Origin of the sequence: Novosphingobium profundi (assembly GCF_020524485.1) — a bacterium.
Classification (GTDB): domain Bacteria; phylum Pseudomonadota; class Alphaproteobacteria; order Sphingomonadales; family Sphingomonadaceae; genus Novosphingobium; species Novosphingobium profundi_A.
The window spans coordinates 89,103-95,782 of sequence record NZ_JAIVLF010000009.1 but is presented as its reverse complement, the minus strand read 5'-3'; the positions used below and the strand labels follow the sequence as shown (position 1 = coordinate 95,782).

Here is a 6,680-nt window from a genome sequence, read left to right as displayed (position 1 = left end):
TAATCCGCCCGCGCGAGACAATGAGCCGCATGCGCGGCAGGATCGCCCTTGCGGCAAGCCGGTTCACCCGGCTGCGGAACGGTCCCATGGCTTGCGCGCACTTGACCACCGGGACCCGCATGAAAAGGGCGGGCAGGACCGAGGCGACGTTGTAGAGCAGGAATTTCTCCCGGCCATCGCAAAAGGTGATGCCGCCCTGATCGAGCAGAACGTCCGCGTCGCGCAGCGCCTTGATCGCGCCGCAGCTGCGGGCCAGAACGGAGCGTAATGGGGGCAGCAGCCAGTAGAGAAGCGCCAGGGAATTGATCACGATCCCGAGACGCAGCGGCCCGGCAGGTACGATCGTGAGGTTCGGATAGTGGTTCAGCGCCCGGTCCTCGTCGGGATACATCGAGAACAGCGTGAAGCGGGCGTCGGGGATGCGGCGGGAGATGCCCTCGATCGCGGCTTCCAGCATGGCCGATGCGCCCCTGTTGCCGGACAGAGCCGAACCGATGATGGCAACATGCGTGCTCATACGGGATTCCTGACGTGCAAGGCGCGCAGCGCGATCGCAAACACGAGCACCAGGGCATCGGATGCGATGGAGACAAAGCGCGCAAGGAAGGCGGCGATGATGGCGGTCGAGCTGCCCAGTAGCGGGGCTGCAAGCAGGATGATAGCGGCTTCGCGCACGCCCAGGCCACTCGGTACGAACACCGCGAGCACCCCGATCGCCCCGGCCAGCACGTAAATCGCCCCAAGCGCCGGCATCTGTGCAGGTTCGACAGGCGTGATGTGGAGACAGATCAGCACGAAGGCGACCGCATTGAGCAGGCGCGGGAGCAGGTAGAGGGCCATGAACCGGGCCGAAGCCGCGGGCGAAAGCGTGCCGAACTGGCCTTGCCCTGCCGTCAGCTTGCCCCGTTTGCGTACCAGCTTCAAAAGCAGCCCCACCCCCGGCCCGAGCGCAAAGACAATCGTCACCATGGCCGCGAGAGCGCCGCATGCCGCAAGCAGGCTGTCGTTCCCGATGCGCGCGCCCAAGGTGGCATGCGGAAGGATCAGCAGCGCCGGGGCCCAGGACGCGACCTGCACGAAGAGGTTTTCATACACGAAGCTGAGACCTGTGCCGGTCTTGCCCAAACCACGCTTTTCAGCCCAGACGAGCTTGTAGACCAGCGCTGCAATCTGGCCCGGCAGGTACTTGAGAAGCCAGGAGAAGCAATGCGTGACGATGGCGTCGGCGGCGCCCACCCGTGTGCTCTCGAGCCTCTGCAGCACGCGCCCCCACAGCCATCCCGAAACAGGTACGGCCGCAGCAAAAAGCAGCCATGCGGCGATGACCGGCCACCCTAGGGCCGGTGGATCGGCACGGACCTTGTCCCATGCGGTGTCCAGGGACGTTCCGAAGGCGCGCAGGGATACCGCCACGACGAGCGCCAGCGCCAACCAGCGCAGCGCCACCTTGCGCATGCGCCGTGCCCGGTGGGGACGGTCTTGCTCCTCCTCCAGGAGCCTGTGCGCCTTCATTCCCCGACCTTGTTGTAGCTGCGAAAGCTGTCCAGTTGCTTCTTCTGGGAGTACGGGACCATGGCATCAGGGTGACTGTAGCCAATCGCGATCAGCATGACGACACGCTCGGACAGATCGAGGCCCAGAAGGCGCTGCATCCGGGCCTCGAGCGGTTCGAAATCGGGCCAGTTGATGATGGTGCTGCTCAGTTCCAGCGTTTCCAGCGCGAAAAGGAACGACATCGCAGCCAGGCTCGCATCTATGTAGATCGCATGACGGTCGCGCGCGCTGAAGTAGCTGTCCAGCTTGCCGACGACGACGGCCAGCGTGGGTATCTGGTGGCCGAACCCCGCGGCGCCAAAGGGCAGCTGCGCAACCGCGCGCACAAGGTCGGGATCGTCGTAGATCCGAAACTCGTAGGGCATGCGATTGCAGGCAGTCGGCGCCTGGGCCGCAATACCGAGAGCGCGGTCGATCAGGTCCCGGGGGACTGGTCGCTGTTCGAAATGGCGCACGGACCGGCGCTGCAACGAAAGTTCGCGCAGTTCGTCAAAGGTAATCGTGCTCGCGCCGCGATCGCCTCGACGGGTCGGGGCCTTGCCGCCACTCGGGAAAAGCGGTGGCAGGCCGGAAAAGGTCTCGCGCGCCTCGTCAATAACCCTGTGACCTGGGGAGCAGGCCCGGAAATAGGCGTCGAGCACATCGTGCGCCCAGGCCAGTTCATCCCTGTCGATACTTGCCGCACTGCGCTCAAACTGCGCGACGGCACGCACATAGCCAGCCATCGTCTCGGCAATGTAATCCGTTGCGAAGACATCGCGGCGTGGCAGCATTACCAGGCCCTTTTCCAGCCTGTGAATGTTCCGCCGCAGTTGCACATGGCTGCGCCTGTCGCGGCGAAGGTTGCGATGGTAGTTGCGCGCGCCGCGCATGACGGCGGCTTGTTCCCGGTTGAAGGGCAAAGGGTTCAGGGCATGAAGAACGTGCCCAAGCACACGGTTTGAGCCAAAGACCTCGGCCTCGGCATGGCGCGCGCGCGAAACTGCCTTGTTCACCCAGCCTACGGCGAGGATCGATTTAGCTAAATGTTTGAGACGCAGGAGCAAGACAAGGCACCGTCCATCGTTGGTCTGCCGCAGGAGAGCAACGTCCCGCGCCTGCAAACAGGGTTTCCAAATAGATAAAATTTTACCTTTAAATTTCCCTTAAATCAGCCTTGTCCGAGGCTGTTCGGGATGCCGGAACGCTCGCGAACCTGATAGAGACGCAGCGCCCCCAGGCGGGGATCGCGCACCGGTTCGAGCCAATCGATACGCTCCCCCCTCGAAAGGCGGGCCATCATGCCCTGCGGCGCGGCACCTGCGTAAGTTCGCGGCTCGGAGATGCCGGGGCAGAACAGGACATAGTCGCTCCTGCGCGCCTGCGCGATCTGGCGGGCCTGTGCCGGTGAGGCCATCCAGAAGCGGATCACGTCGTTCATCGCGATCTTGTTGCGGTGATGGCTGCTGGCAAGCACCGTGGCATCGGTCGAAAACAGCAGTGCCGGCCCGAGGTCGAGCGGCGCCATGATGTTGCGCCCGCCCTTGCGGTGGTCGAGCAGGTCCCCAAGCGCCTGCAGGCGCGTCGGCGCAAGGCAATCCTCCTCGCGCTCGCTCGTGCGCTCCCGCACCGCCTCGTGCGCGTCTTCGGACGGGATGAGGCTGTTCATGAGGAGCAACGGGACAAAGGGGAGCAGGATGGCGCTCGTCGTTGCCAGGATGCGCAAGGGCGCGATGCGCAACTGGCGTGCGCGCGCGAGAAGACGGTCAACCACGTGGCTTGCAGGCGCGATGGCAAGGATCATCGCGACACCGTCAGCCCGCGCGACAAGCCAGGAAATCGCGACGGCAAGGCCGAGCAGCCCGCCATACATCGCCCAGTCGCCCCGCTCCTCGCGCCGCGTGCGCCACAGCAGCACCAGCCCCCAGACCGAGATCGGCAGCAGCGCCACCATGGTCACGATCCGGCTCCAGTCCTGGCGCCAGATGGGAAGACCCTCGGAGATCTGTTCGTACCAGTAGCGATGGACGAGCGGCGGCAGGTCGTTGAAGGCTCCGGTCACGCATTGCGGCGCCGGAACGGCCAGCAGAATGGCACAGACAGAGCCACTGATCGCAAGACCTGCAAACCGCGCGAGAGGTCCGCGCGCCAGCTTGCGCGTCAGCCATATCCCCAGAGCCGCAGCCGCGAAGGTGGCGAGATGATAGGCCGAAACAGTGTCGCACCAGACCTCAAGCCCTTGCGGCAGGCGGGTTGCGAGCCACAGCAAGGTCGTGGTCAGCGCCAGGGCCAACGCCGCGCTCTCAAGGCGGGTGCCGTCCCTGTCGCCCTTGCGCTGAAGCAGCCAGCCCAGGCCCAGGGCCGTAAGCGTTCCCACCACCATCGGCAGGCCTTCGAGCGAAATGGTGAGCCAGATCGCTCCCGAAACACCCGCGAGTGTCCCCCCGCGCCGCGCCGCGGGCAGGAACACGCCCAGCATCATTGCGGCCGCGCAGACCATCTGCCAGGCATGGTGATCGACCCGGTAGACCTGGAACTGCAGGATCACGGACAGCGTGATCGGCACCATCAGACACGCAAAGAAGGCCGCACGGCGCCCCAGCAGGCCGTCAACGAGCCGGGCAAGCACCGAGAGCAGAACCAGCAGTGTCAGGAGCGGGACAATGGCCGCCGCCACGATTTCGGCCATCGCCATGCCCACGAATGGGCGCAGTATCTCGATGGCAAGGGCAATCGGCAGATCGACCAGGCGCGACCAGTGCATGGGTGCCCCCTCGGGCAGGTTCATGCGGTACTGCGTGACGTCGAACCAGCCCTGGCCATGGAGCCAGTCGCGCACCTCGACCATGCGGAGCAGATCGTCCGGGTCCTGGAAGCGCATCTCAAGAACCCGTCGCCAGGACACCGCGCCCAGCACGAGAAGACTGAAAAGCCAGGTCGGCAGGGCCACGCGGGCAAAGAGGCCCGGCCGCCCCTGCGCACGCAGGGGCGTGCCTTCGGCTTGCGGCATCACGGTCAAACTCTCATTCCTCTGATTCAGATCGCGCGCGAGATCGGGCGAAACACGACATGCTTGCGCAAGAGCCATGTCAACTGGAAGCTGAGGACGACCGCAAGCAGTTTGGACAGGCGCGGATCCCAACCGGCCAGGCCGCACAGCCAGACGGTCAGGCCGGTAACGCCAAGCCCGACCAGTGCCGAGACCAGGAAACCCGACTGCTGGCGCAGACGCCCTGCCCCCCTCGCGGCCAGTCTGTCGGCAAAGATCATTCGGCTCGAGGCCAGCCAGTGCGCCAGGATACCTGCACCATAGCCAAGTACGGCGGCCGGCGTCGCGGGAACGGCCAGCGCCAGCAGCGCGAGGAACGAGCCCATGTCGAGGGCCAGCGCGCCCAGGCTCACCAGAGCGTAGCGCACGAAGCGGCTGCGTCCCAGGCGCAGGACCTGCGTCCTCATCGTGTCAGGCGCTCCCCCTGCCATGTTCCGAGATCCGCGGCCTCAGGCCGCCCGGTTGACCGAGCGCGGAACAGCGCGTTCGGAATTGAGCGCGGCGGCGCGGTCGGGCCCGATCGTGGCCTTGCCCTTGGCGCGCAGGAGGTCCTCGATGGGCGTGCGTTCGCCCTCCTTGCCGCTCTCGTGGTACTCGGCATCCTCGTTGACGCTCCACACGTCATGGATGCGCTCGCCCGCGACGATGTTCTCGACCGAGAGGATCGCGGTCATCATCGCGTGATCCTGGTTGTTGTAGCGGTGCATGCCGTTGCGCCCGACCATGTGCAGCGTGGGATAGCGCGCTTCGAGTTCGCCGCGCATCGCCGCGACGTTGTCGGCGTAGCTGTCGTCGTAGACCGGGTAGGCCTTTTCCTGGCGCACCACGCAGCCGCCCACGACCGTCTCGGGATCGACGAGGCCCAGGATCTGCATTTCCTTCTTGGCGAGCTCGACCAGGTCCTCGTCGGTGGAGGACCACAGGCCATCGCCTTCGAAGCAGAAGTACTCAAGCCCCACGCAGGCGAGCGAGGGATCGGGCACCATCTCGGGCGACCAGCTGCGGAAATTCTGAATGCGGCCGACCTGGACCTGCGAATCGTGGATGTAGATCCAGTTGTCGGGGAACAGGTCGTCCGAACGGATCATCAGGGCCACGGTCAGGAAGTCGCGGTACTTGAGGGCGGAGGCTTCCATGCTCGTTTCCGGCAGCGGGTGCAGGCGCGAGGCGAGCTCGCGCATCGGCGCCGAGCTGACGACGTGGCGGGCGTGGATCGCGGTCTCGCTTCCGTCCGCGCGGGTTGCGGTCACGCGCCAGGTCCCCTCCTCGTCCTGCGAAAGCTGCTTGAGCGAATGGCCCATGAGGACGGTATTGCCCCCGGCCACCACGTGGTCGCGCGCCGCGTCCCACATCATGCCAGGGCCAAGGCGCGGATAGCGGAAGGTCTCGAGCAGGGTCTTGGCCTGCCCGTTGGAGCCATCGTTGGGCCGCTTGTTGAGCCCGAGCGAACGCTTCAGGCCATCGAGCACCGCCTTGCCCAGGCTCAGACCCTTGATGCGCTGGGCCGCCCAGTCCGCCGACATTTCATCGCAGGGCATCCCCCAGACCTTCTCGGTGTAGGTCTTGAAGAAGATCGAATAGAGCTTCCACCCGAACTGGCTGGTGGTCCAGTCCTCGAAGCTGCGGATGGTCTTGTTGGGGAAGAGCCGCGCCTTGGCGTAGCTTGCCATGCACACGCTCGAGCGCCAGATACCCAGGTTCCACAGCGCCTCGAACGCGCGCAGCGGATAGCTGTAGAACTTGCCTTCGTAGTAGATGCGGCTCATGCGCGGGCGCTGGATGAAGTCGTCGGGCAGGATCTCGTTCCACAGATCCACCACTTCCTGGCTCTTGGAGAAGAAGCGGTGCCCGCCGATGTCGAAGCGGAACCCTTCGTATTCGACCGTGCGGCTGATCCCGCCCACGTCCTTTTCGTCCCGCTCGATCACGGTGACGTCATAGCCGAGCTTGGTGAGCTGGTAGGCCGCGGTCAAACCCGCCGGTCCCGCCCCGATGACCGCCACATCGACAGTCGACTTTGCATCCTGACTCATACCGTCCTCTATGCCGCAATCCATGGTGCAACCCTGCGAGATTATCCTTAATTTACTCTTAAATA

General features: G+C 65.0%; 6 protein-coding genes. All 6 read right to left on the bottom strand.

Translation table 11 applies throughout. The annotated features are described in order from the left end of the window. Positions 1-517: polysaccharide pyruvyl transferase family protein (locus LC060_RS20690; protein ID WP_226638598.1), on the bottom strand; the 517-nt coding region annotated here is incomplete at its 3' end. Beyond that, positions 514-1,455: a hypothetical protein gene (locus LC060_RS20685; RefSeq protein WP_226638597.1), complete on the bottom strand. Its 942-nt coding sequence runs from the start codon at positions 1,453-1,455 to the stop codon at positions 514-516. The genes LC060_RS20685 and LC060_RS20690, both read right to left, overlap by 4 nt. Before the next feature lie 53 nt (positions 1,456-1,508). Beyond that, a complete protein-coding gene (locus LC060_RS20680; protein ID WP_226638596.1) occupies positions 1,509-2,600 on the bottom strand; it encodes a nitroreductase family protein in 1,092 nt (363 codons plus the stop codon). Between the two features lie 104 nt (positions 2,601-2,704). After that, a complete protein-coding gene (locus LC060_RS20675) occupies positions 2,705-4,543 on the bottom strand; it encodes a hypothetical protein (RefSeq protein WP_226638595.1) in 1,839 nt (612 codons plus the stop codon). Positions 4,544-4,569: 26 nt separating this feature from the next. After that, positions 4,570-4,989, bottom strand: a complete 420-nt coding sequence (locus LC060_RS20670) for a GtrA family protein (RefSeq protein WP_226638594.1) — start codon at positions 4,987-4,989, stop codon at positions 4,570-4,572. Positions 4,990-5,031: 42 nt separating this feature from the next. Continuing rightward, positions 5,032-6,615 (bottom strand): NAD(P)/FAD-dependent oxidoreductase, encoded by a 1,584-nt coding sequence (locus LC060_RS20665; RefSeq protein WP_226638593.1) that lies wholly within the window; start codon positions 6,613-6,615, stop codon positions 5,032-5,034. Positions 6,616-6,680 lie beyond the last annotated feature (65 nt).